Origin of the sequence: Halopolyspora algeriensis, from assembly GCF_003337235.1 — a bacterium.
GTDB lineage: Bacteria > Actinomycetota > Actinomycetes > Mycobacteriales > Pseudonocardiaceae > Haloactinomyces > Haloactinomyces algeriensis.
Window position 1 is genome coordinate 77149 of sequence record NZ_QPJC01000012.1, and the last position, 21498, is coordinate 98646.

The 21498-nt window shown below is 70.4% G+C and carries 20 protein-coding genes; 8 read left to right on the forward strand and 12 right to left on the reverse strand.

Annotated features, from left to right (window positions below):
* Window positions 1–45: 45 nt before the first annotated feature.
* On the reverse strand, window positions 46–717 hold the full coding sequence (locus tag DFQ14_RS17010) for a hypothetical protein (protein WP_179951601.1): 672 nt from the start codon (window positions 715–717) through the stop codon (window positions 46–48).
* A 290-nt stretch (window positions 718–1007) separates the two neighbouring features.
* Window positions 1008–3419: a sodium-translocating pyrophosphatase gene (locus DFQ14_RS17015; protein WP_114454299.1), complete on the reverse strand. Its 2412-nt coding sequence runs from the start codon at window positions 3417–3419 to the stop codon at window positions 1008–1010.
* A gap of 383 nt (window positions 3420–3802) precedes the next feature.
* On the opposite strand from DFQ14_RS17015, the gene DFQ14_RS17020 reads away from it, so the two are divergent.
* The gene (locus DFQ14_RS17020) at window positions 3803–6160 is read left to right on the forward strand and encodes a DEAD/DEAH box helicase (protein ID WP_114454378.1); all 2358 of its coding nucleotides are present in this window, start codon (window positions 3803–3805) and stop codon (window positions 6158–6160) included.
* Window positions 6161–6317: 157 nt separating this feature from the next.
* On the opposite strand, the gene DFQ14_RS17025 is transcribed toward DFQ14_RS17020, so the two are convergent.
* The 8 genes from DFQ14_RS17025 to ssd all read right to left on the reverse strand — a co-directional run bounded on the left by DFQ14_RS17025 (window position 6318) and on the right by ssd (window position 12144).
* Entirely contained in the window at window positions 6318–6932 is a 615-nt protein-coding gene (locus tag DFQ14_RS17025; RefSeq protein ID WP_114454300.1) for a bifunctional DNA primase/polymerase, read from the reverse strand.
* Between the two features lie 250 nt (window positions 6933–7182).
* Window positions 7183–7566, reverse strand: a complete 384-nt coding sequence (locus tag DFQ14_RS17030; RefSeq protein WP_114454301.1) for an Rv3654c family TadE-like protein — start codon at window positions 7564–7566, stop codon at window positions 7183–7185.
* A complete protein-coding gene (locus tag DFQ14_RS17035) occupies window positions 7563–7943 on the reverse strand; it encodes a TadE family type IV pilus minor pilin (RefSeq protein WP_246195848.1) in 381 nt (126 codons plus the stop codon). The genes DFQ14_RS17030 and DFQ14_RS17035 overlap by 4 nt, the downstream gene beginning before the upstream one ends.
* Before the next feature lie 56 nt (window positions 7944–7999).
* On the reverse strand, window positions 8000–8230 hold the full coding sequence (locus DFQ14_RS17040) for a DUF4244 domain-containing protein (protein ID WP_114454302.1): 231 nt from the start codon (window positions 8228–8230) through the stop codon (window positions 8000–8002).
* Between the two features lie 65 nt (window positions 8231–8295).
* A complete protein-coding gene (locus tag DFQ14_RS17045; RefSeq protein WP_114454303.1) occupies window positions 8296–9024 on the reverse strand; it encodes a type II secretion system F family protein in 729 nt (242 codons plus the stop codon).
* On the reverse strand, window positions 9021–9848 hold the full coding sequence (locus DFQ14_RS17050) for a type II secretion system F family protein (protein ID WP_246195860.1): 828 nt from the start codon (window positions 9846–9848) through the stop codon (window positions 9021–9023). Before DFQ14_RS17050 ends, DFQ14_RS17045 begins: the two co-directional genes overlap by 4 nt.
* Window positions 9848–11017, reverse strand: coding sequence for a TadA family conjugal transfer-associated ATPase (locus DFQ14_RS17055; RefSeq protein ID WP_114454304.1), 1170 nt, complete (start codon window positions 11015–11017; stop codon window positions 9848–9850). Before DFQ14_RS17055 ends, DFQ14_RS17050 begins: the two co-directional genes overlap by 1 nt.
* Window positions 11014–12144: a septum site-determining protein Ssd gene (ssd, locus tag DFQ14_RS17060; protein ID WP_114454305.1), complete on the reverse strand. Its 1131-nt coding sequence runs from the start codon at window positions 12142–12144 to the stop codon at window positions 11014–11016. The genes DFQ14_RS17055 and ssd overlap by 4 nt, the downstream gene beginning before the upstream one ends.
* Window positions 12145–12722: 578 nt before the next feature.
* Here ssd and DFQ14_RS17065 point away from each other — a divergent pair.
* The 7 genes from DFQ14_RS17065 (at window position 12723) to murQ (ending at window position 20744) form a co-directional block, all read left to right on the forward strand.
* The gene (locus tag DFQ14_RS17065; protein WP_114454306.1) at window positions 12723–13571 is read left to right on the forward strand and encodes an HAD family hydrolase; all 849 of its coding nucleotides are present in this window, start codon (window positions 12723–12725) and stop codon (window positions 13569–13571) included.
* Between the two features lie 448 nt (window positions 13572–14019).
* Window positions 14020–15717 (forward strand): glycoside hydrolase family 3 protein, encoded by a 1698-nt coding sequence (locus DFQ14_RS17070; protein WP_338072623.1) that lies wholly within the window; start codon window positions 14020–14022, stop codon window positions 15715–15717.
* 5 nt (window positions 15718–15722) lie between these two features.
* Window positions 15723–17000, forward strand: coding sequence for an exo-beta-N-acetylmuramidase NamZ family protein (locus DFQ14_RS17075; RefSeq protein ID WP_114454381.1), 1278 nt, complete (start codon window positions 15723–15725; stop codon window positions 16998–17000).
* Window positions 17001–17024: 24 nt separating this feature from the next.
* Window positions 17025–18335 (forward strand): serine hydrolase domain-containing protein, encoded by a 1311-nt coding sequence (locus DFQ14_RS17080; RefSeq protein WP_114454307.1) that lies wholly within the window; start codon window positions 17025–17027, stop codon window positions 18333–18335.
* A 100-nt stretch (window positions 18336–18435) separates the two neighbouring features.
* Window positions 18436–18828: a PPOX class F420-dependent oxidoreductase gene (locus tag DFQ14_RS17085; RefSeq protein WP_114454308.1), complete on the forward strand. Its 393-nt coding sequence runs from the start codon at window positions 18436–18438 to the stop codon at window positions 18826–18828.
* Between the two features lie 81 nt (window positions 18829–18909).
* Window positions 18910–19833, forward strand: coding sequence for a MurR/RpiR family transcriptional regulator (locus tag DFQ14_RS17090; protein ID WP_114454309.1), 924 nt, complete (start codon window positions 18910–18912; stop codon window positions 19831–19833).
* Window positions 19833–20744, forward strand: coding sequence for an N-acetylmuramic acid 6-phosphate etherase (gene murQ / locus DFQ14_RS17095; protein ID WP_114454310.1), 912 nt, complete (start codon window positions 19833–19835; stop codon window positions 20742–20744). The genes DFQ14_RS17090 and murQ overlap by 1 nt, the downstream gene beginning before the upstream one ends.
* A gap of 63 nt (window positions 20745–20807) precedes the next feature.
* Here murQ and DFQ14_RS17100 read toward each other — a convergent pair whose 3' ends face one another.
* Window positions 20808–20999, reverse strand: a complete 192-nt coding sequence (locus DFQ14_RS17100; RefSeq protein ID WP_114454311.1) for a DUF397 domain-containing protein — start codon at window positions 20997–20999, stop codon at window positions 20808–20810.
* A 379-nt stretch (window positions 21000–21378) separates the two neighbouring features.
* Window positions 21379–21498, reverse strand: a 120-nt coding sequence (locus tag DFQ14_RS17105; RefSeq protein ID WP_147275574.1) for a DUF397 domain-containing protein, incomplete at its 5' end; no start/stop codon positions are given.

Here is a 21498-nt window from a genome sequence, read left to right on the forward strand (position 1 = left end):
CGTAGAACGCTCGTTCGATCTTGGCCAGTGCTCACGGGACGGCTGTCAGCGCGACGGCTGCGGAGACGGGGCCTGCGACGACGCCGGAGGTTGCTGCGGCGCTCCGGACGGCGGGTTGATCAGTGATTGACAGGAAGGAGCCTGCGCAGCGGCCGCGAGCAACGCCCGGTTGTTGTTGAACTGGGAGAATCCGGCGCCGAAGTTGATCGACTTGCCCTTCTCGAGCTCCTTGCGCACCTCCCGCATCCCCGCGGTGAAGGCACGCTCGTTGCCGGTGTCGACGTCCTCGGCCTTGTTCCTGGCCGTGGTGAGAACATCACGCACCCGGACGAAGCCCTTCTCGAACTCGTTCGTGACGCTCTCGGCTCCAGGGATCGGTGAAGGCCGCATGGTCCGGATCCCGTGGAGTGTGTCGTCGGCCTTCCGTATCGCCGAGTCGAGCTGGGAGACCGCGGAGGTCTTGAAGGCCTCCCGGCTGCTCTTGTCGGCCGGAGGGCTGCTCCGCTGTGATGCCGCGAAGCCCCCGACGAGTTCGCACAATCGATTCGTCCAGGCCACACTTTCGGGTTTGGGACCGTCCGGCGCCGGTGCCGAGGTGGCCGTGGGCGGAGCACTCGGCGGCGGAGCCGATGACGGCGCGGGAGCACCCTGGGAACAGCCCGCAAGCGCGAGCGGGACAGCGGCCAGCACCGCGGCGGACGTGGAACGGAATGCCATGCACACTCCAATGCGGTTGGTCGGCGAGCACAGGAGGTCCGTGTCCGGATGCTGCCCGGCCGGGCTCGTCGTCGCCGGACGAACCGGTACTGCCGACCTCACTGAAACCCACCATGCCATTGACCGGTCCGCACAGGTGCCCCGGCGTGACCGTCTCGCCGTGCGACCACCGGGGCGGGGTGGCCGGATCTGCCCGTGGCGGCAGTGTGCGCACACGGGGATGTGATGGTGACGGACGTGAGCGGGGGCGCTCGGGCGGTCGTCACCTCCGAACGCCCCCGCAACCCGGGTCAGGTGGCGCCGTTGACCAGCTTGTCCTGGTCGGACGGGGCGTCGGCGATGGCGGTGCTGCGCCGCTTCGAGGCCACCACCGCGACGACGATGACGGCCGTGGCGACCACGGCGATCGTGGTCCGTATCACCGGCGAAGCGTTGTCGCCCACCGCGAAGAACACCACGGCCGGAGCGATGAGCACCGATACCAGGTTCATCACCTTCAGCAGCGGGTTGATCGCCGGGCCGGCGGTGTCCTTGAACGGATCGCCGACGGTGTCGCCGATGACCGTCGCCGCGTGCGCCTCGGAGCCCTTGCCGCCGTGGTAGCCGTCCTCGACGAGCTTCTTCGAGTTGTCCCAGGCACCACCGGAGTTGGCCAGGAAGATCGCCATCAGCGTGCCCGTGGCGATCGCCCCCGCGAGATAACCCGCCAGCGGCCCGACGCCCAGGCCGAAGCCGACGGCGACGGGTGCCAGCACCGCGAGCAGCCCCGGGGTCGCGAGCTCGCGCAACGAGTCCCGCGTACAGATGTCGACCACCCGGCCGTACTCCGGCCGCTCGGAACCGTCCATGATCCCCGGCTTGGCGGAGAACTGGCGGCGCACCTCGTAGACGACCGCCCCCGCGGCACGGGAGACCGCGTTGATCGCCAGACCCGTGAACAGGAACACCACCGCCGCGCCGATGGCCACGCCGACCAGCACGTTCGGTGCGAAGACGAGGAACTCCCGGGCGGCGAGCGCACCGCCGACGTCGGCCAGTGCGGTGGTGATCGCATCCTGGTAGGACCCGAACAGGGCCGTCGCGGCCAGCACGGCCGTCGCGATGGCAATGCCCTTGGTGATCGCCTTCGTGGTGTTGCCGACCGCGTCGAGTTCGGTGAGCACCTGCGCTCCCTCACCCTCGAACTCCCCGGACATCTCGGCGATGCCCTGTGCGTTGTCGGCGACGGGACCGAAGGTGTCCATCGCCACGATCACACCGACCGTGGTCAGCAGGCCCGTGCCTGCCAGAGCCACCGCGAACAGGGCCACCGCCAGCGAGCCGGACAGCAGGAAGGCACCGAAGACGGCCGCACTGATCACCAGCGCGGTGTAGACGGCGGATTCGAAACCGACGGACAGACCGGTCAGGATAACCGTGGCAGGCCCCGTCGCCGAGGATTTGCCCACGTCACGCACCGGGCGGTTCTCCGTGGCGGTGAAGTACCCGGTGAGTTTGAGAATGACCACCGCCAGCAGGATGCCGATCACCACCGACACCAGCGCGATCAGCGCGGGACTTCCCGCCTGCGACCGGACGTTCTCGGAGACACCGTCGAGCTGGGCAAACGAGCCCGGCAGGTAGGCCACGGCGGCGACCGCGCACAGCACTCCGGAGATTCCGGCCGAGATGTAGAACGAGCGATTGATCGCGGTCAGCGCGCTTTCCCCGGACCTGGCCCTGGTGATGTAGACACCGAGCACGGCCGTGATCACGCCGATGGCGGGCACGATCAGCGGAAACAGGAGTCCCTGCTGACCGAATGCCGCCGTACCGAGGATCAGCGCGGCGACCAGGGTGACCGCGTAGGACTCGAAGAGGTCGGCAGCCATCCCGGCGCAGTCGCCGACGTTGTCGCCGACGTTGTCGGCGATGGTCGCGGCGTTGCGCGGGTCGTCCTCGGGGATGTTCTGCTCGACCTTGCCGACCAGATCGGCGCCGACGTCGGCGGCCTTGGTGAAGATGCCGCCGCCGACACGCATGAACATCGCCAGCAGGGCCGCTCCGAAACCGAATCCCTCGAGAACGCGCGGTGCATGGCCCGCATAGACGAGCACCACCAGCGTCGCACCGAGCAACCCGAGTCCGATGGTGCTCATCCCGACCACACCGCCGGTGCGGAATGCCACGCGCATCGCCTTCTCACGCCCGCCGGCGGGGTCGTTGGCCGCGGCGGCCACCCGCAGGTTCGCGCGCGTGGACAACCACATACCGAGATAGCCGATCACGGCCGAGAACGCCGCACCGAACAGGAAGAAGATCGACCTGCCGATCTGCTGGCCGATGGTTTCGGCGGGCAGCACGAACAGCAGCAGGAACACGATGACGGCGAAGACGGCCAGGGTCCTGAACTGCCGATTGAGGTAGGCCGAGGCACCTTCCTGAACGGCCTTGGCGATCTCCTGCATCCGGCTGGAGCCCTGCCCCGCGGCCAATACCTCCTTGATGAGCATGTAGCCGAACGCCAGTGCGGCCAGAGCGACCACGAGCACCACACCGAGGATGGTGTAGTCCGCGGTACCGAGTTGGAGTTCCTGTGCTGCGGGGTTTTGGGCAAGAACGTGGTGGGTCGCCGGGTCCTGGGCGAGGTCACTCCGATTCGACGAGCTCGGTGGTGCAGTGCCCTGGGCCCAGGGCGACTGGACCGCAGTGAGCAGGGACATCCGTCCTCCTGATTTGTGCTCGGTTCTCCGCCGGAGACAGGCGTCGCCTCCGGCGCGCGGTACCGGCCCCGCCCCGGCGGCTTCTGCCTGCCCGCCGGGAGCGACGTCGTTGGCTGGGCAGTCTATGCAGACCCCACGTGTCTTACCTCACGGTGTGATTTGTGACTCCCATCGACGTGCGGTTTTGCCGGTACTGTACCGATACTGATCCCTGTTGATCACTCTTTCGAAGGCTTCGTGATTTGGTCCGAACGGGTGATATAAGGTAGGCGCCCGACATATCGGGCAAACCGGCCCGAAAATCACTCGATCGAGGCCGCCGGTGTGTGTCCGCAGGCGGGGAAGGCAGAGGCGACGCACTCGGTTTGTGCGAGGCTCGACAGGTGACTCGACAAGGGCGAACCCGGCAGGTTCAGGACAGGGGGCGGCAGCTGCTCGATCGCGTACTGGCGGGAACCCCAGCCGGCGAGTCACCGCTGCGACACGTCGAGCACCTTCCCGCCCGGCCGGCACGCCACGCACCATGGCCGGAGTGGGCAGCCGACGAGGTGGTGGCCGCTCTGCGCGCCCACGGTGCGCAACGTCCCTGGACCCATCAGGCAGAAGGCGCCGACGCGGTGTGGTCGGGCACGAACACCGTCATCGCCACCGGCACCGCCTCGGGCAAGTCCCTGGCCTATCAGTTGCCCGTGCTCTCCCGCCTGCACGCGGACGATCGCGCCACGGCCCTGTACCTCGCCCCCACCAAAGCGCTGGGTGCCGACCAGCTTCGTGCCGTCACCGACCTCGGCCTGAACGGCATCCGAGCCGCCGCCTACGACGGCGACACCCCCAGAGGTGAGCGGGATTGGGTGCGCGCACACGCTCGGTGGGTCTTCACGAACCCGGACATGCTCCACCACGGTGTCCTGCCCCAGCACTCCCGGTGGGCGCACTTCTTCCGCCGGTTGCACCACGTCGTCGTCGACGAGTGCCACACCTACCGCGGCGTGTTCGGCTCACACGTGGCACTGCTGCTGCGCCGGCTGCGCCGGGTGGCCCGGCACTACGGAGCGGACCCCGTGTTCGTGCTGGCCTCGGCGACCGTGTCGGACCCCGAAGCGCTGGGCCTGCGCCTCACCGGCATGCCCTGCCGAGCGGTGACCGACGACGGCTCGCCACGAGGTGGGCGAACGGTCGCCCTGTGGGAACCACCGCTGCTGGAGGAGGGGCCACACGGGGAGAACGGGGCTCCGGTACGCCGCTCGGCAGGCAGTGAGACAGCACGCATCATGACCGATCTGGTCATCGACGGCGCTCGCACGCTGGCGTTTCTCCGCTCCCGGCGCGGAGTGGAGGCGGCGGCTCTGGCGGCCCGGCGTGCGCTGGCCGAGGTGGACGAAGCGCTGCCCGCCACAGTCGCCGCCTACCGTGGTGGCTACCTCCCGGAGGAGCGACGTGAGCTGGAGCGCCGTCTGCTGTCGGGAGAGTTGATCGCGGTGGCCGCGACCAATGCGCTGGAGCTCGGCGTGGACATCGCCGGACTGGACACGGTGGTGGTCGCGGGCTATCCGGGCACCCTCGCCTCGTTCTGGCAACAAGCGGGCCGGGCCGGGCGCGACGGCGAGGAAGCACTGGTGGTGTTCGTGGCGCAGGACGATCCGCTGGACACCTACCTCGTGCATCACCCGGCTGCCGTGCTGGAACAGCCGGTGGAGACCACGGTGCTGGATCCGGCCAACCCGTACGTGCTGGAGCCCCATCTCGCCTGTGCGGCTGCGGAACTCCCGCTCGGCGAGGAATCCCTGGACTCCTTCGGGGGATCTCCGGCGCGCGAATCGGTGGAGGCGCTCACGGCCGCGGGCGTGCTGCGGGCACGCCCGCACGGTTGGTACTGGACCTCCCGGCAACGCCCGCACCGGTCGGTGGAGCTGCGCGGCACGGGTGGGGAGCAGGTCGCTGTGGTGGAAGGCGATTCGGGACGGATGCTGGGCACCGTGGACCCGGAATCGGCGCCCGGAACCGTGCACCCCGGTGCGGTGTACCTGCACCAGGGCGAGTCCTTCGTCGTGGACGAACTGGACCTCGACGGCGGCCTTGCGCTGGTCCATGCCGGAAACCCGGAGTGGACGACCGCACCTCGCGACGAGACCCACATTGCCGTGCTGCACACCTGGGAGTCCCGCCGTACGGCGGCCGGCGTTTCGGTCAACCTGGGCGACGTGGAGGTCACTTCGCAGGTCGTCGGCTACCTCCGGCGGCTGCCCTCGGGGGAGATTCTCGATCAGGTTCCGCTGGACCTGCCCGCTCGCACGCTCGTGACCCGTGCGGTCTGGTACACCGCAAGCGACGAGCTGCTCCGTGGCAGCGCGCCGGGGTGCGCCGGCCTGGAGCCGGCACGCATCCCCGGCGCGCTGCATGCCGCCGAGCACGCGGCGATCGGCCTGCTACCGCTGTTCGCGACCTGTGACCGATGGGACATCGGCGGTGTCTCCACCGCCGTGCACGAGGACACCGGGGAGGCGACGGTGTTCGTGCACGACGGTTATCCGGGGGGCGCCGGATTCGCCGACCGCGGCTTCGCCGCGCTGTTCCCATGGCTGGCCGCGACGCGGGAAGCGATCGCCTCCTGCGAGTGCCCGGCAGGCTGCCCGTCCTGCGTTCAGTCGCCGAAGTGCGGCAATGGCAACGAACCGCTGGACAAGGCAGGGGCAGTGGCTGTCCTCGACGCCGTGCTGACCGGGTGCGAGACACCCGTGTGATCGGTCGGGTTGTGCGGGCCACCGCAGGAGGATCGACACGCACCGAGGCACCGCTGACGCGCCACCGATGGTTCGCGATTCTCTCCTGTCGCCGCCCGGCACACCGGGGCGCGGTGCCGATCCACTCGGCTCACACGAGGTCAACACGAGTCGTCACCTACTCGGTTACGGCGAGGATCGCCACATCCGGACGTTCGTGCAGACCGGCGTAGAGGGCCTCCTGCACCAGTTCGACAGCGGGAAGCTGCCAGCCGCACACCTGCGGTGCGACCCTCCAGTGCACGACTCCCTGAGGGAACGTGCTCGGAGGCATCGGTATCCAACTGCCCGATCCGTGCAGGTGGATTCCCGGGTGGGCGGCGAGTTCACCGTCGAACTCCTGATCACCGCGGGTCAGGAAGTACCACCGTCCATCCGGGGTGGCCACGATGGGAACCGGCATTCCCACCGAGCGCAGCGCCACTGCCGCACTGCGACCGAGACCCGCGTCGACCTCGACGGCTCCGACCACCTGCCCCGTGGCGACCAGCAGGCTGTACGGCCTGCCCGACCACCACGAAGCGACCTGGTCCGGATTGGTGCCGAGTCGTTGTTGCCAGTCACTGTGCACGGGCAAGGGCCCCTCCGCATCGGCACCACTGCGGCCGGCCCATCCCGAGTTCGCCGGAAAGGTTCCGGGCAGCACCGGCCAGCCCCGGGACGCGAGACCGATGGCCTGCGCCCGCAGCTCGATCCGGAAGGCGCTGCGCCAACCCTTCTCCGACCAGTCCATGAAGTTCGCCTCCTTGTCCGGGCTGAACGCGAGTCACCGGCACCGCTCTGGTGCCGTTGCGCCGCGCTCGTCTCCCACGAAACGGCAAGGGAGTGATTCAGTACACCCTCGTGTAGACGACCGGTCGTTCCGAGGCGATGAGCGTCGCCGGAGGAACAGGACCACCGAAGTATGGGCGTGATGAACGGTCGTGCCCCGCTCGCCGCGCCGCTGCAGGCCGTCGCACACACCGAGAGGTGGTTCGCGTCGATCACGGCCGGGCCGGCCCCGCTCGGGCTCGGGCGTCGACCGGTCCGAACCCGGGCAGCAGGCCGGGAACGTCGAGACGGACCCGCACGCGCGCATCGAGCCCGTCCAGCCGGCACGACACCGTCGCCGCGTGCATTTCCTCCACCACCCATCGCGCTCTCGCACAGGCCGGTTCGGCACCCCGCGCCGCGTGCGCCGCGGCGGCAAGAGCCGCCAGGTCGGCCGCTCCTTCCGCCCGGTGCCGCGTGATCACCGCTGCTCCCAGTTGGACACCGAACCAGAGCACCGCCAGCAATCCCATCGACACGATCGCGGCGAAGACGGTCGCCGCTCCTCTGTCGCGATCGCTGTGCACACCTCCACGCCCTGTGCGTTGCCCGCTCATCGCGGCACCGCCGGATCCCGGGGATCGTCGGGAGGTGCCTGTGGCACCGCCTGATCGGGCTGCCCCTGACCGGGTTCCATGACGGCGACGGCACGACCGGCCAGCCAACCGTCGGGCAGCAGACCTCCGGCGGGCCGCACGGTGACTCTGGTGGTGATCTCGTCCCCCCGCACCGTCACGTGCAACCGTGCGCCGCCGGGAGCGATGCGGCGCACCATCTCCCGGGCCCTGTCCCGCTCGCCCCGGGCGACGAGCCGGGCGGCTTCGACCGCAGCGTCCGTGCACCGCAGCTGCCCGATCACCATGCTCATGCCCGTCAGGGCCAGCGCGAACACGGCCACGATCGAGCAGATTCCCAGTGCCGCCTCGACGGTCACCGCTCCGGCATCCCGCCGAGCTGTGTCCCGCGTCCGGTGAGCCGGTCGCATGGCCGTCAGGCACCGGCCTCGAGGGCTCGCCGGATCAGCGAGGTGAGTGCTTGCGTCACCGCATCACCGGTCAGCACCGTGTAGAGCAGCGAGGCGAAGGCAGCCGCCGCGAGCGTGCCGATGGCGTACTCGGCGGTACTCATCCCGCCATCGCCGCGGAAGAGCTCCCGCACCCTTCGCCACCTCGACGGACTCAACCGCAACGCCACTTCCGGGACACCTGTCCGCACTGCCATGGTCGCTTTCCCTTCTTTCGGTTCCATACCGGAAATCCGCTGTCGAGGTCGTGTCTCGGCAGCGGCTACATCAACCGATCGAGCATTCCCACCACCACGGGAGCCACCCCGAGACACAGGAATGCCGGCAGGAAGCACAGGCCGAGCGGCGCGGACACCCACACGGTTGCCCGCTGAGCGCGCGCATGCGCCTGTTCGGCCAGCGACTCCCGCGCCTGCGCGGCGATGCCCTCCGCGACTCCGGCCAGCCCGCTTCCCGTGCGCGCCACCCGCCGAGCCGACCGGGCGAGCTCGGCCGTGTCCGGGTCCCGCATCGCGCGCTCCCAGGCCGAGACCGGATCGGCCCCGAGCGCGAGTGAATCCGCCACCTCCAGCAATGCCGCTTCGGCCGTGCCGGTGAACTCCGCCGCCACGGTCCGCACCGTGACGGGAACGGGCAGGCCCGCCCGGAGTGCCGCTGCCAGCAGGTCCCACCCCGATGCCAGGTTCAAGGGGTCGGTGCTGCCGTGCTCCCGTGGCCGCAGCAGGCGGTGGCACAACCCTCCGGCGACCACGGCGAGCACCACTGCCACGAGCCATCCGACGATTCCGGCGAGCAGCCCCGCCACCGACACCGCCACAGCGAGCGACAGCACCAGTGGCCGTTTCCCCGTGCGCTGGGACAGCAGCGCACGGAGACGGTCGCGGCGCCGGCCCGGGTGACCGGAGAGGGCTGCCACTCTCGGCACGGCCGAGGGAGCGGGAACGAGAAGTAAACCGCCTGCAAGCAGCAGTACCGGGATCGCGGCCGTCATGCCCGCACCACCGACTCGGTCAGCCGGGCGATCCACCACACGCCCGCGCACAGCAGCGCTGTCCCCGCCACCAGGAGTACCTGCCCGACCAGTCCGCCGGTGAGCACCGCGATCGGGTCCGCTCCGACCAGTTCGCCCAGCGCGAGTCCGAGCGCAGGCAATCCCGCCAGCACCAGCGCCGTGGCTCGAGGACCCGCCATCTTCGCCTCGACGTCCCGCATGAACGCGGCACGGTGCTCGAGATCCCGCCGGACCGCATCGAGCAGTTCCGCCAGTGCGACACCGTGTCGCTCGGCGAGCATCCAGCATCGCGCCAGCCTGCCGATCGGCGCGCGCAGTTCCGCCGTCACCCGGCCACTGCCGGACAGGGCACCGGCCACGTCACCACCGAGCCGGGTGGCTGTGGCCATGTCACCGAATATCCCGGCCACTGCGGGGGCCGCTTCGGCAGCGGCGCCTTCGGCGGCCACCGCCGGATGCGCGCCCGCCCGCAGTTCGGCAACCAGCAGCCGGATTCCCGCCGCCAGCTCGGTGCAGCGCTGCAGGCGGCGACGGAGACCGTTGCGCGAGTGCCAGTACTTCCTCCCGAGCATCGCCAGCGCCGTGCCCGCGCAGAGCCCGCCGGCACCGGCGATCAGGGCACCGGCCACAGCCGCGGCCGGGACGGATCCGACACCGACGATCCGGGCCCACTGCGGCCGCCGGACGTTTCCCCGGGCGCAGGTACCCGGCAGGCGGGCGGCAGCGCGGACGTTCGGCCAGGACAGCAGCGCCACCGCGATCAGCAGCAGCGATGCCACGACAGCGAAGGGGGACTCCGGCATCAGCACGGCACGACACCTCCTCCGTCGCCGAGTAGTTCGGCGAGCTGCTCGGCGCCCGGTCCCCATCCGGTCTCGCAGTCCCAGGCGGGAAGGACCCGAACCCGATCCCCGTCCCGCCGCAGAACGCCGATCCCCGCGAGATGCCGCCCGCGTGTCGTACTGCGGCGAACGTGCAGCACCACGTGGACGGCGGCCGCCAACTGGCTGTGCAGCGCTGCCCTTCCGAGTCCACCGAGGGCGGCGAGCGCTTCCATCCGCGCAGGTACCTCCGACGGCGAGTTCGCGTGCACGGTGCCGCCACCCCCGTCGTGACCGGTATTGAGAGCGGCCAGCAATTCGCACACCTCGGAGCCACGGACCTCACCGACGACGAGCCGGTCCGGACGCATCCGCAAGGCCTGTCGCACCAGGTCCCGAACCCGGATCTCCCCGGCACCTTCGACGTTCGGGGGCCGGGTGACCAGCCTGACCACATGCGGATGCCGGGGATGCAGCTCGCCGGCTTCCTCCACACACACGAGCCGTTCGGAGGGTGCGACCTCACCCAGCATGCCGCTGAGCAGCGTGGTCTTGCCCGCACCGGTACCACCCGTGATCAGAAACGCCAGCCGCGCATGAACGACCGAGCGCAGGACCGCGGCCCCGGTCGCGTCGAACGTGCCCATCCGTTCGAGTGCGTGCAGATCGTGCACCGCGGGGCGCAGGATCCGCAGCGAGATGCAGGTTCCACCGGCCGCCACCGGGGAGAGGACGGCGTGCAGCCGGACCGCACCGGAGTCCCCGATCTGCGGCAACCACGCGTCGACCCACGGCTGCGCGTCGTCGAGGCGGCGCCCGGCCGCGAGAGCGAGGCGCTGGGCGAGCCTGCGCACGGCGTCCTCGTCGGCGAAAGCGACCTGCGTGTGCCGCAGCCCTTCACCGTGATCCACCCACACCGACTCGGGACCGGTCACCAGAACGTCGGTCACCTCGGGATCGCGCAACAGGGGCTCGAGGACACCGGCTCCGAGAAACTCCTGCTGCAACATCCGCAGCGCCGTCAGGACATCGGCGTCACCGACCAGCCCTCCTGCCTCCTCCCGGACGGCAGTGGCGACCGCCGCCGGGGTCACCGCCGTACCGCCGGAAACCAGCCGGGATCGCACTCGCTCGACGAGATCCGTACTCATGCCGCCCCCACCCGTGCGGTCTCCGTCCCCGGCCCCGCCGCGTCCGCATCCGCGCCGCCGTCCAGCGCAGCCAGCAACTCGCGCGCCGTGCGAGCGAGTGGGCCACGAGCCACCACCCGCCCGGAGCCCAGTCCGGCGCGGTCCATCACCGCGGGCAACCCGGCCTGCGGGCGCATCGCGGTGAGTACGTCGAGCCCCACCGCACGTTCCACATCGGTGGTTCTGAGCCCGCCGGGTGCCGGTCCCCGCACGACCGCGCGGATCGGTCCGCCGCAGCCGTGGATCCCGGCCACGAGCCGCGCCGCCGCGGCACAGGCCCGGACCTCGGCGGGAATGACCACGATGGTCAGGTCCGCTTGCCGCAACACAGCGCCGGTGGTCTCGTCGTGGAATCTCGGCAGGTCGCAGACAACCGTTTCCCCGGCTCGCCTGCCCGCGTCGAGGACCGCTCGCACCGATTGCGGGGTCATTCCCGTCCCGGTGCCCTCGCGATCGCACGACAGCAGTGTCAGCGCACCCGAGCCGACCGTGCGTCCGGGCAGAGCCTCGTGCAGGGCACTCGCCGCGATCCTGCCCCCGCTGACGGTCAACCCCGGCCAGCGCAGCCCCGCGGTGGTTTCGGCGCCGACCGCGAGATCCAGCCCGCCGCCGAGAGGGTCGCAGTCGAGCAGCAGGCACCGGTCCCCGCGCCGTGCGGCGGCCAGTGCCGTGGCGGTGGCGAGCACGGAGGCCCCCGCTCCACCGCAGCCGCCGGTCACGGCGAGCACGCGCCCCGAACGGGGCGCCGGAGTTTCCCGCGCTTCGGCAAGCAGATCGACCAGCCGGGCCTCGTCGTCGGGGAGCTCGATCGCCTGCTCGGCTCCCGCCTCGAAGGCAGCGCGCCAGAAACCGGGTGGTGGCTTGGTGCCGACGACCACGATCCCCGGCCTTCGCGGCCGCCCTGTCGCACTCCACGCGGTCAGCGCGGCCTCGTCGAGCAGAACCAGCGACGCCCGACGCCATTCCGCACCGGCAGCATCCGGATCGCCGACTCGCCGCAGTTCGCAGCCGGCCACGGCGGCAAGGCGGCACACCTCGTCCGCCAACTCGTCGTCGGTGGTCACGAGCAACAGGAGATGCAGGGACATGGGTTGGGTCCGTTTCCACGAGTGGTCACCAGCAGGCGGAACTCGCATCCGCTCGAGATCCACACTGGTTCACCCGGACCCCGGCGCCAATATCCCGAACACGGTCCTGTGGACAACGAACGTGCCTGTGGACAACCACCGAAAAACGCCCGGAGCAGCAGCAACGCTGCCCACTCCCGCGTCCCCGTTTCCGTTGTCCGGGTCCTCCCGGAAACGCACCGGGTCGCTCGGCACCGACTCACGGCCCGGCGAGGCGGGCGAAACGCACTACGCCGGTCACAACGAAAGGCGACCCCCGTCAGGGGGGAGGGACGGGGGTCGCCGGGTTCAGCTCCGGGGGGTCGAGCTGAACCGTCCGGTACTGCCGGACACCCACACCCTATCCCGCTCCGTCCGGAGGGCGCCTTCCCTCCGTCGGCGGAACGAACCCTTTCCGGGAAAGCCCCCGATCGACCGGGCACACCGGCCACGGAACAGCGGATCCTTCCGAAAAGGAGGACACCGGAAGCAGTGCGGCACATCCGCCGCCACCGAAATCGGTCACCGTCACCACCGACGCCATCGGCAGCTCGACTCGTATGCTGAACGGCGTGACCGAGTCCACCAAGCCCGCCGACAACGCGGCCACCGCCGGGCCCCGCACCGCCGCGTTCTTCGACCTGGACAGGGCGATCATCGCCAAGTCGGGCACGCTCGCCTTCAGCAAACCGTTCTTCCAGGAAGGACTCATCAACCGTCGGGCCGTGCTCAAAAGCGCCTACGCGCAGTTCCTGTTCATGCTGGCGGGTGCCGACGAGGACCAGGTGGACCGCATGCGGGCCCACATCGTCTCCCTGTGCACCGGGTGGGACGTCGAGCAGATCAACGCCATCGTCGAGGAGACGCTGCACGACATCGTGGACCCCCTCGTGTACAAGGAAGCCACCCAGCTCGTCGAGGAGCACAAGGAGCAGGGCCAGGACGTGGTGGTGCTGTCCGCCTCCGGACAGGAGATGGTCGGTCCGATCGCCGACATCCTCGGTGCCACGCACTCGGCCGGTAGCCGCATGGCCGTCGCCGACGGTCGCTACACCGGCGAGGTGGAGTTCCACTGCTCGGCCGGGAACAAAGCCCGGGCGGCACAGGACATCGCCGAGCGGTACGGCTATGACCTCACCGGGTCCCACGCCTACTCGGATTCCGTGGTCGACCTGCCGCTGCTGGAGTCGGTGGGTCACCCCACCGCGGTCAATCCCGACCGCGGCTTGCGCAAGGAGGCCGCGCAGCGTGGCTGGCCGTCGCTGGCTTTCGAGCACCCCGTATCCCTGCGGGCCTGTGTCCCCACGCCGTCGGGGACCGCAGTGACCGCTGCCGCCGTCGGTGCGGGCGCCGTCGCCGCGGCGGGCGTGACCTGGTTCGGCCTGCGGCACTGGCGGCGCCGCCGATGAGACGGCGGCGATCCGTCGGCGGGCGAGCCCGGAGCCATCCTCGGGAGCCCATTCCCACCACCTGTGAGAATGCCCTGCTCATACCCCTTGCAGTGACTGCGGTCACGGACTACAAAGGGAAGTGCGGACCCCTCGTTGGCCAAGGACGTTGCGGAGGAGAAGCAGCGTACTCCCCGACAGGGCTCCGTGCGCGATCGACGGGCACCCACGCGCAGCCGCCCGAGGAGGCAGAGTCGTCCACCGGGGTTGCGTACCGGGACGCCGGACGCCTAGCCCAGAAGTTACGACCGATGGTGCACGCTTGGTAACCCGTCGACTCGCGCCGCACGCGGCGCTCGCCCACTCCGTGGGGCGGGCGCCGTCGGCATGCGGTACCGCCGGAAGGTCGGCAGGTCGTACCGGCAGCTCCGCCCACCGCTCCCCCGCTCCACCCGGCACCGAAGGCACCGTGCGCGCTCGGGTCGCCGAAGTGCTCGCGCGCATGTCGACGCGGGACAAGGTCGGGCAGCTCTTCGTCACCTACGCCCACGGGCACACCGCCGGGACCTCGCATCCGAGAAACCGGGCGGAGTTCGGCGTGGACACCCCCGCCGAGGTCGTCACCCACTACCACCTCGGCGGGCTGATCCACCTGTCCTGGACCGACAGCCTGGACGAGCCGGAGCAGATCGCCCGGCTGTCCAACGGCCTGCAGCGAGCCGCCACGGATTCCGGGGCGGGCATCCCGCTGCTGATCTCCACCGACCAGGAACAAGGGCTGGTGACCCGCATCGGCGGGCCGGCCACCCGGCTGCCCGGCAACATGGCGCTGGGTGCCTCCCGCAGCGTCGAGGACGCCGCAGCGGCGGCAGCGATCACCGGCCGGGAACTGCGGGCCATGGGGCTGAACCTGAATGTCGCGCCCGTCGGCGATGTCAACGCCGATCCGCTGAACCCGGTGATCGGCCCTCGCTCGTTCTCGTCCGATCCGGCGCTGGCCGCGCGGCTGACCGCGGCGCAGGTGCGGGGTTATCAGGCGAGCGCGTCCGCCGATCGCACCGTCTCGGCCGTGGCCAAACACTTCCCGGGGCACGGGGACACCGGTACGGACAGCCACACGTCGTTGCCGGTCGTCGAGCACACCCGCGACCGGTGGGAGCGGCTCGACGCGCCGCCGTTCCGGGCGGCCATCGCCGAGGGCGTGGACGCGATCATGAGCGCGCACCTCGTCCTGCCTCGCCTGGACTCCTCGGGGGAACCCGCGACACTGTCGCCGACCGTTCTGACCGGGATGCTGCGCGCGGAACTCGGCTTCGACGGGCTCGTCATCACCGATTCGCTGCAGATGGGTGCCGTGCGCGACCGGTACCCGGCCGCCGAGGTCGCGGTGCGGGCGCTGCAGGCGGGTGCCGACCAGTTGCTCATGCCGCAGAACCTGCCCGTGGCCATGGACGGAGTCCTCGACGCGGTGCGTTCCGGGGAGGTGACCGCGGAGCGCCTCGACGCCAGTGTCGAGCGCGTCCTGACCGTGAAGGCCCGGCGCGGTGTCCTCGAGAGCCCGTTCGTCGACGTGACCGGAGCGGGTGAGCGCGTCGGTGCACCGGAGCACGGGCGGCAGGCGCAGCGGATCACCGATCGGACGGTGACCGTGCTGCGCGACGACGCGGGTCTGCTGCCGTTGCGGCCCGGGGCTGCGAGCGTGCTCGTCACCGGTCGGGGCGAGCGGGCCACCGCGGCCCTGGCGAGGGCGATCGACGCCCGCGGGCCGGTCACGACCACGCTGACCACCGGAGAGCGTCCGGCACGGCAGCGGGTCGACGAGGCCGTGCGGGCTGCCCGCGGGCACGAGTTGACCGTGGTCCTGGTCGGTGCCGCCGACACCGAAGAACGCTCCGCCCAGCGCGACCTGGCGCGTGCTCTGCAGCACGCCGGCGCCCGGATCGTCGCCGTGGCCGTGCGCCATCCTCGGGATGCGGCCTGCGCCGAGGAGGTCCGGACCTGGATCGCAACCTGTTCGCACACGGAGGTGTCGATGGAGTCGCTGGCACGCGTGCTGTTCGGTGAGGTTTCCCCTTCCGGGCGCCTGCCCGTCGCCGTGGCCGATCCGGAACGGCCGGGCACCGACCGGTACCCCTTCGGCCACGGGCTGCCCGGGGAGTGCCGTTGAACGCGGTGAGTCGCCGCACCTTTCTGATCTCCTCGGCGGTCTCGGCCGCGCTGCCGGGGGTGGCGAGTTGCTCGACGAGCTCGTCCGGCCGCCCGTCCTCGTCCGCGCAGCCGGTGCTGACGGGGGCGGACCGTCTCGCGAGGCAGGGGTGGCGCCCGCTCGGCGGGCGGCGTGTCGGGGTGGTCGCCAACCACACCGCGGTGTTGTCACAGCCTCCGGCAGGGCTGCGACACATCGTCGACGACATGCACGCCGGCGGGGAGGTGGACCTCGTCGCGATTTTCGGCCCGGAGCACGGGTTCCGGGGCACGGCGCAGGCCGGAGGCTCCGAGGGCGAGCACACGGACCCGCGCACGGGCCTGCCGGTCCACGACACCTACGGTGCCGATGCGAGCGCACTCGCCGGGATGTTCCGCCGGGCGGGAGTCGAGCAGGTGGTGTTCGACATCGCCGACGTCGGCGCCCGGTTCTACACCTACATCTGGACGATGTACACGGCCATGCAGGCGGCGGTGCGGGCCGATGTGCCGTTCCTGGTGCTCGATCGCCCGAATCCCATCGGGGGCGCAGTGGCGGGTCCTCGCCTCGACCCGCGTTTCGCCTCCGGTGTCGGCATGTTGCCGATCGCGCAGCAGCACGGCATGACCGCCGGTGAACTGGCGCGGATGTTCGACCGGGAGTACCTGCCCGACTCGGCTGGACGGTCGCTGCGGCAGCTCGATGTCGCCGAGGTGCAGGGGTGGCCTCGCCGGGAGTTCTTCGCAGCCACGGGTTTGCCGTGGGTGCCGCCGAGCCCGAACATGCCGACACCGGACACCGCCGCCGTCTACCCGGGCACCGGCCTGTTCGAAGGTACGCTGCTGTCGGAAGGGCGAGGAACGACGCGGCCGTTCGAGGTCATCGGCGCGCCGGGTATCGACTGGCGTTGGGCGGAGGAGCTCGACACCGCCGGTCTGCCGGGAGTGCGGTTCCGGGAGGTCCGCTTCGTACCGACCTTCTCCAAGCATGCCGGTGCTGCCTGCGGAGGTGTGCGGTTGCACCGCATGAGCGACAGCGAGTTCGACGCGATCCGCACCGCCGTGGCGATGCTCGTGACCGCGCGCCGGTTGTATCCGCGGGTGTTCGGCTGGCGCCCGGACCACTGGATCGATGAGCTCTCCGGCTCGGCACGCCTGCGGCACATGGTCGATGCCGGGGCCGGGACGGAGGAGATCGTCGGTGCGTGGCAACAGGAGCAGGCCGAGTTCCGCCGCAGGCGCGAGCCGTACCTGCTGTACCGCTGAACGCCGTGAACCGATGAGGACGCGATGCGCAGACCGAACCGGGCGATGCTGCTCACAGCGTTGCTGGCGGTCGTGGCGATGACCGTCGGCGGGGCTTCGGCCTTTCCCCGGGGCGAGCGGCACGGGCAGCCCGACCGGCCGGGGCCGGAATTCGCTCCGGCCGGGACGGTGCTGCACACCGCCGAACCCGAGACCGTGGGGCTGGATCCGGAACCGATCGACACCGCGATGAACCGCCTGGGGGCGTGGACGGAAGGAGCACCCGGCCGCGAGCATCCGATGTACGCGGGTGCGGTGAGCCTGATCGCCCACGAGGGTGCCGTGGTCGGTTTCGATGCGGCCGGTTACGAGCTGCGCTATGCCGACGGCACGGGCACCGAGCTGCCCGCCGGAAAGCAGGAGAGAGCGCGCACCGGCACGATCTTCGACATCGCCTCGATGACCAAGCTGTTCACCTCGATCGCCGTGTTGCAGCAGGTCGAGGACGGCCACGTCGCATTGGACGCGCCCGTGGCGAGGTATCTGCCGGAGTTCGGCACGAACGGCAAGGAGGCGATCACCGTCCGGCAGTTGCTCACCCACACCTCCGGTCTGCAGGCCGCGGTGCGGCTGTGGGAGTTGCCGCCCGGTGAACGGATCCCGCACGTGATGTCGCTGGCGCCGGTGAACCCACCGGGCAGCACGTACCTCTACTCGGACCCGAACATGATCGTTCTCGGGGAGCTGGTCGAGCGCGTCAGCGGGGATCGGCTGGACGAGGTGGTCGCCGAGCGCATCACCGAACCGCTGGGGATGGACGACACCGGATACCGCCCTGCGGAGTCGAAAGCGCACCGCATCGCCGCCACCGAGTATCAGCAGAACCCTGCGCGCGGCATGGTGCGCGGCGAGGTCCACGACGAGAACGCATGGGCGCTCGGCGGCGTGGCCGGGCATGCCGGGATCTTCTCCACGGCGCGGGATCTCGCCGTGCTCGGGCAGGCGATCCTCAACGGTGGGGTGTACGCGGGCGAGCGCATCCTCGACGAGAGCAGCGTCGCCGCGATGCTGACCAACGGCAACACCGAATTTCCGGGGCATGCCCACGGTCTGGGCTTCGAGCTCGACCAGCGCTGGTACATGGCCGGCTTGAGCGGTCCGCACAGTGCCGGGCACACGGGATATACGGGGACGTCGATGGTGCTCGACCCGGCCTCGCGGTCGGTGGTGATCCTGTTGAGCAACCGGGTGCATCCCTCCCGGGAGTGGGGATCGAGCACCCCCGCGCGGGTGGCGCTGGCCCGGGGAGTCGCGCAGGCCCTGGAGACGAAACCACCGCACCGGCCCGCGGAGTGAGCTCCCCGGCCTCGCCCGCCGGGAGCATTCCGACGGGCCGAGGTGTGAGGAAGAGCATAAGATCGTCGGCGGCATGCCCGTTTCTCGGAGAGGAGTTCCCGTGTCGGTGATCCCGCAGGAGCTGGAGGACATTCTGACCAAGCGCTCGTTCGGGCACGTGGCCACGATCGGGCCGCAGGGCGAGCCGCAGTCCAACCCGGTCTGGATCGACTGGGACGGCGAGCACCTGAAGTTCAGCCAGACCACCACCCGGCAGAAGTACCGCAATCTGCAGCGGGAGCCGCGCATCTCGGTGTCCGTGCACGACCCGGAACAGCCGTACCGGTACCTGGAGGTGCGCGGGAGGGTCGCGCGGATCGAGGACGACCCGGACAACGCGTTCATCAACAGGATGGCCAAGAAGTACATGGACGCCGACGAGTACCCGTATCACCAGCCGGGAGACCACCGCGTGATCGTCCACGTCCAGCCCGAGCACACCACCCGGATGTGACCGTGGCATCGCCGTGAGCCCGGTCGCCCGCGACGGGCGCGACTGTCGCGACCACCGGGCAGGGTGAGTACGTTTGCTTCCATGGCCACTGCCGACTCCAACGCCGATCCGTCCGGGATGAGCGCTCTGGTACGGATCAGGGCTCTGCTTCCGGGCCTGGCCCGTGCGGAGCAGCGAGTGGCCGGGATCGTGCTGGCCGATCCGGCCTCGATCGCGCGGCGCAGCATCACCGACGTCGCCGAAGCCGCTGGTACCAGCGAAACCACCGTCACCCGGTTCTGCAAGGCCGTCGGGGTGAGCGGTTACCCGGAGCTGCGCATCGCCCTGGCGGCCGACACCGCCCGCACCGCCGACCGGGACAGGGAACTCGGCGGCGACATCACCGCCGAGGACGACATGGCCACCATCGTCGACAAGATCGGCTACGCCGATGCCCGGGCCGTCGAGGAGACCGCGGGGCAGCTCGACACCGGCGTGCTGCGGTCTCTCGTCGACGCCGTCGCGGGCGCTCGCCGCATCGACGTCTACGGGGTCGGCGCCAGCGCTTTCGTGGCCTTGGACCTTCAGCAGAAGCTGCACCGCATCGGCCTGACATGCTTCGCGTGGTCCGACACGCACAGTGCTCTGACCTCGGCGGCGGTACTGTGCGGCGACGATGTCGCCATCGGCATTTCGCACACCGGAGCCACCGCCGAGACCGTGGAGGCGCTGCGTCGGGCGAGCGGGCGCGAGGCCACCACGGCCGCGCTCACCAATTTCCCGCGCTCACCGATCACCGAGCCTGCCGATCACGTGCTGACCACGGCCGCGCGCGAGACCACCTACCGTTCCGGGGCGATGGCCAGCCGCATCGCCCAGCTCACGGTGATCGACTGCCTGTTCGTCGGGGTCGCGCAGTACCACCTCGACCGGGCGAGGGCGGCGCTGGAAGCGACCCATGAAGCCGTCGCGGGCCACCGGCTGGAATCCAGGCCGGACCGGCGCAGGCAACGGGAGGAAGAGTGATGAACCGCCGGCCCGAAGTGCGGGTCGAATCCCCCACCGAACGGATCAACGCGGGCACCACCGATATCGACCTGCTCTCGACGCAGGACATTCTGCGGGTGCTCAACAGCGAGGACCGGCTGGTCCCCGAGGCGGTCGGCCACGCGCTGCCCGAGCTCGCCCGGGCCGTCGATCTGGCGGTGGCGTCGCTGCGCGCGGGCGGGCGCGTGCACTACGTGGGTGCGGGCACCTCCGGCCGGTTGGCGGTACTCGACGCGGCCGAACTCGTGCCCACGTTCAACGTGCCGCCGGACTGGTTCGTGGCGCACCAGGCGGGTGGTGCCGAGGCTTTCCGGCACGCCGTGGAGGATGCCGAGGACGACACCGCCTCCGGTGCCGCGAGCATCGAGGCGCAGGCCGGCGGCTCCGATTTCGTGCTCGGGCTCTCGGCTTCCGGCCGCACGCCGTTCGTGCTGGGTGCTCTCGGTGCCGCGCGGCGGCTGGGGGCGGCGACCGCGCTCGTGTCGGCCAATCCCGGGGTCGCCTCGTCGGCTCCCGCCGACGTGGTGATCACCGTCGACACCGGCCCCGAGCCGGTCACCGGGTCCACCCGGATGAAGGCGGGAACGGCGCAGAAGCTCGTGCTCACGTCCCTGTCGACCGCGACCATGATCCGTCTCGGCCGCACGTATTCGAACCTGATGGTGAGCATGGTCGCCACCAACGCGAAACTGCGCGGGCGCACGCTGAGCATCCTGCAGGAGGCGACCGGCGCCTCCGAGCGGGACTGCCAGCGGGCACTGGCCGAGGCGGGAGGCGAGCTCAAGGTCGCTCTCGTGCACCTGCTGTCCGGCGCCGACGTCGAGCGGGCGAGCGCCGCGCTGGACCGCGCCGACGGCCACGTCCGCGAGGCCCTGCGCAGTCTGGAGTGAACGGAACTTTCACTCGCATAGAAGTAACGAAAGTTGGCGTTCACTCACTACGCCGGTGGTGCGTCAGACGTCGAAGGTGCCGCCCTTGATCGCGGCCACGAACGCCGACCACTGCTCGCCGGTGGTGGTGAAGTATCCGGCCGCACGGTCCTTGGTGTCCCGCACGGCCGCACCGCCCGCGACGCGACCGACCTCGACGCAGTTGTCCGTGTTCGTGCTGTAGCTGGACTTACGCCATCCACTTGCTATTGCCATCGGTCCACTTCCTTTCGCGGCCCTACAGGGATGACTCCCGAGCATGCTCATGAAGTCCTCTTTTTCGACAACCATCGAAGGTGCTCACCGTGAAGATCCGGACAACACGGTGCCGCAGACTCATCGGAAACAAGCCGAGGGCGCTGAATTCGGGGCGGTAACTCCCACATGCCATGGGTTCAGTCCGTAATCGCACGGTCGTTCTGCGTCGACGACTCAGAAATCCGAGCACACAAGGAACATGCGTGGGCCTAGTACGGCGGCATCGTGGCCCGTGTTGCCGCTGCCGCGCCCGGCCACAGGGCCGAACGGAGTGAACGGAACTTTCACTCGCATAGAAGTAACGAAAGTTCCGTTCACTCACTACGCCGGTGGTGCGTCAGGCGTCGAAGGTGCCGCCCTTGATCGCGGCCACGAACGCCGACCACTGCTCGCCGGTGGTGGTGAAGTATCCGGCCGCACGGTCCTTGGTGTCCCGCACGGCCGCACCGCCCGCGAT